At 55.5% G+C, this 3,990-nt stretch carries 1 protein-coding gene; it reads left to right on the top strand.

Annotation, left to right across the window (positions count from 1 at the left end; all coding sequences use genetic code 11):
• Nucleotides 1-271: 271 nt before the first annotated feature.
• The coding region (locus JE47_RS0119685; protein WP_031461381.1) for a hypothetical protein at nt 272-3,990 on the top strand (3,719 nt) is incomplete at its 3' end.

The raw sequence follows: 3,990 nt of genomic DNA, 5'->3' as shown, positions 1-3,990 counted from the left end.
GATCACCGAAATACCGAATCGTCGAGACTTATTACCATCCAGTCGTTGTCGAACCGGGAGAACGAATAGTATTCCAGGTGCCAGGTATTGTTGTTCTGACACGTGGTAACTAGTGGAGAGAGGCACGGACATGACCTTCATCTCTCTCAACAAGATTCTTTGGCGAGGCTTGTCGGTTATGAAATAATTCTCACCTTCACCTCTGTCACGTTCAAAGGTTGTTCAGGTTTTCTCTTTAGACTAGCGGTACCAGATATGCAGGGGGGGAACTGTGCAACCTACGCAGAATGCTCAGTACTGGATACGGCTAACCGGTTCATTTGCGATTACATTACTACTGCTCCTGCTCGTTGCTAATCTATTTCCACCCACACCGGTTTCGGCAACGATCCCTAATCGTCAGACGTGGTCTCACCAGCCAGGAAGCTGTCCACCAGCTCTGGAAGGAGCTGTATTTGGTCTTGCTGGCGATGCTTGCGGTGGTAGTGGTACCGGTTTCGATACCACCCAGATTTACGGTCATTCAATTATCCGTGATAACTCATCGCCTGTTGCACCCTGCGAAGGTGGACGAACAACTGGAGTCTGTTACCGAATGTGGTACACCGGTTTCGACGCCTTTGGTGTCCGCCGTATCGGTCTTGCGCTCTCTCCTGATGGCATTACCTGGACCCGCGTCGTTGGGCCTGGACCTGCTGGCAGTGTTCTTGGTCCTGGCCCATCTGGAAGCTTTGACAGTACCAATGTTTCCTTCCCTAGTGTCATTCGCACTGCGGCAGGATACCTGATGTGGTATACCGGTGGTGATGGCAGTACTTTTTCTATTGGACTGGCTACCTCGTCTGATGGCGTGACCTGGAGCCGTGTTCCCGGCCCTCTCAGCGGTGGGGCCGTGCTGCGACCGTCTGGCGTATCTGGTACGTTCGATCAGAGTATTGTTGCGGCCTCGCGTGTGATCCGCGACCCTGCCACCACTGCTGCCCCCTGCGAAGCTGGTCGCACATCTGGTTTATGCTACCGAATGTGGTACCAGGGTATCGATAGTAGCAATCGCTTCTTCATTGGCTACGCCGTTTCACCAGATGGCTTGAACTGGACCCGTATCCCTGGACCGGGAACCAATGGGAGTGTAATTGGTGAAGGTCCAACCGGAACCTTTGATGCTCGTAACTCAGCCGTCGCTACGGTGGTAAAGGATGGTCTCCTTTATCGAATGTGGTACAGTGCTCAGGATGCCAGTGGTGCTCATCGGATTGGGCACGTCGTTTCCCTCAATGGCGTAAACTGGGTGCGCCCACAACCGAACGATCCGGTCTGGAGTGGTAGCGACGATCCCGGTACACTAAGCCCAGACAATGTCTGGAGTCCGTTTGTGATCAAAGAGGGGCTGAGCTACCGCATGTGGTACAACCATACCACTCGTGAAAATTCGCGCCGAGTGGGATTGGCCCAGATGACACCAGGCACACCACTGAGCGCCGTTGGCTTGAGCGGGATAGGAACCAACTACACCGTAACGTTTACCACTGCTTCTTCAATACCGGCAACGGGATATGTGCTTATCAGCTTTCCAGCGAGTGTTGCGACTTCGACGATTACACCGGTTGGCTTGAGTGGCTTTGGCGGCGGCGCAACACTAACGCTAGAGGAGGGGATTCTCACCGATGCCGAATCAGGAGGAGATGCACGCGGAGCGCTATTGGTACGCCTAAGTGCTGATGCAGCTCCTGGTCCTAAGAGTATTACCTTTTCAATAAGTCCTCCGCCTGCTGATGACACCACTGTTCTCGTGCAAACCTTCGACAGTCGTGAAGTACTCGAATATGCCAGTGTGACGATTGGGGCCGGTGGTGTAGCGCCGACACCAACCAACACGCCGATGCCGACGGCGACCAACACGCCGACGAACACACCGACAGCAACCAACACGCCGACCAATACACCGACGGCGACCAACACGCCGACCAATACACCGACGGCGACCAACACGCCGACGAACACACCAGGACCATCACCAACACCTACTCCACCACCTGATCCTGCCCCAAATAGCCAACCATGGACACAGGTGAATGGGCCATGCGCCGATGGAGCAATCTTCAGCGATGTAGACAGTGGCTGTGGTGGCGGAGGCACCAGTTTCGATACTGAAGAAATCTTCCCACCAAGCGTCATAAGAGATGAGGCATCAACCCTTCGTCCATGTGAAGGCGGTCGCACCAGTGGTGTCTGCTATCGAATGTGGTACGTTGGAGTCGATAATCCTACCGATGCCAATCGTCGGATCGGTTATGCGGTTTCACCCGATGGGATTACCTGGACTCGTGTGCCTGGCCCACTAACCGATGGAGCCGTCTTTGCAGGTTCTGGTATCTCTGGTCGCTTCGACGAATTTGGTGTCTCTACGATGTACGTCATTCGGTATGGCAGTGTCTTTCGCATGTACTATACCGGATTTTCGGCTCGTGGGGTAATTGATAGCATCGGTCTTGCGGAATCAACGGATGGTATCAATTGGACACGAGTGAATGGCCCTTTCTCTAACGGTGCAGTTGTAGCACCATCCAGGATTGTTGGACAATTTGACACAAGTTATGTAGTCGCGCCGGTAGTGCTGGTCGATAACGCCTCACCGATTGCTCCGTGTGAAGGTGGACGAACCAGCGGGGTATGCCATCGGATGTGGTTTGAAGGGGTCACAACTTCCCCCAGTTACACCTTCCGCATCGGCTACGCTGTCTCGCCTGATGGCATTAATTGGACCCGTATGCCGCTTTACAGCGACGGATCGGTCGTTCAACCTGGCCCCTTCGGCGACTTTGATGACAATAACGTTGGTGTGCCGATGGTCATCAAAGACGGAGCCATCTACCGAATGTGGTTTGAAGCGAATGGCTATACCACTGGATACACCACTGGCTACCTTGTTTCCACCGATGGACGCAACTGGATTCGGGCTACACCCAACACCGCGGTCTGGACTGGGGCAATGGATAGCATTAACGTTGGGACACCTGATGAGGTCTGGGCAGTGCGTGTCCTGAAAGAAGGCCCATCTTATCGGATGTATTACACCACCAGTACTCGCCCTAATGCCCGTCGTTTTGCTTTGGCAACAATGACGCCGGGTAGTCCTCTAGGGGTCAGTGTTGAGCAAACAGGAACAACTTATACGCTGTCATTTACGACAGGGTCTATTCCGGCTGGTGGAAGCGTTTTGATCACCTTACCGCCGAACATTCCGCTCAGTGCAGTAAGTATCGGGGCAGTCAATGGGTTTGGTAGTGGTGCAGCATTCGTTGCTGATCCGGCGGCAGTGACTGATGATGTTGCGGCAGGTGTAGCCCGTGGCGCGTTACTGCTTCGTCTTCCGGTCGGTGCGTCTGCTGGGGATAAGAGCATTACTTTTACCCTGAGTGGATTAAGCTCCGATACCTCAGCTCTGGTACAGGTCTTTAATGCCCGTGAAGTAATCGGGTATGAAGCAGTAGAGTTACCACTCATACCGCCAAGCCCGACCCCGACCAGCACGCCAACGAACACGCCGACGGCGACCAGCACGCCAACGCCGACCGAGACCCCGACCAACACGCCGACGGCGACCAACACGCCGACCAATACGCCGACGCCGACCGAGACCCCGACCAATACGCCGACGGCGACCAACACGCCAACGAACACGCCGACGGCGACCAGCACGCCAACGAACACACCAACGGCGACCAACACGCCAACGAACACACCAACGCCGACCGAGACCCCAACCAACACGCCGACGGCGACCAGCACGCCAACGAACACGCCGACGGCGACCAGCACGCCGACGAACACGCCGACGGCAACCAACACGCCGACGGCGACCAACACGCCAACGAACACGCCGACGGCGACCGAGACCCCGACCAACACGCCGACCAACACGCCGACGAACACACCAACGCCAACCGAGACGCCGACGAACACACCAACGCCAACCGAGACGCCGACGAA

It is taken from the genome of Chloroflexus sp. MS-G, assembly GCF_000735195.1.
GTDB lineage: Bacteria > Chloroflexota > Chloroflexia > Chloroflexales > Chloroflexaceae > Chloroflexus.
Note: the sequence above shows the minus strand (reverse complement) of the source record. Positions and strands in the feature narration are given on the sequence as shown.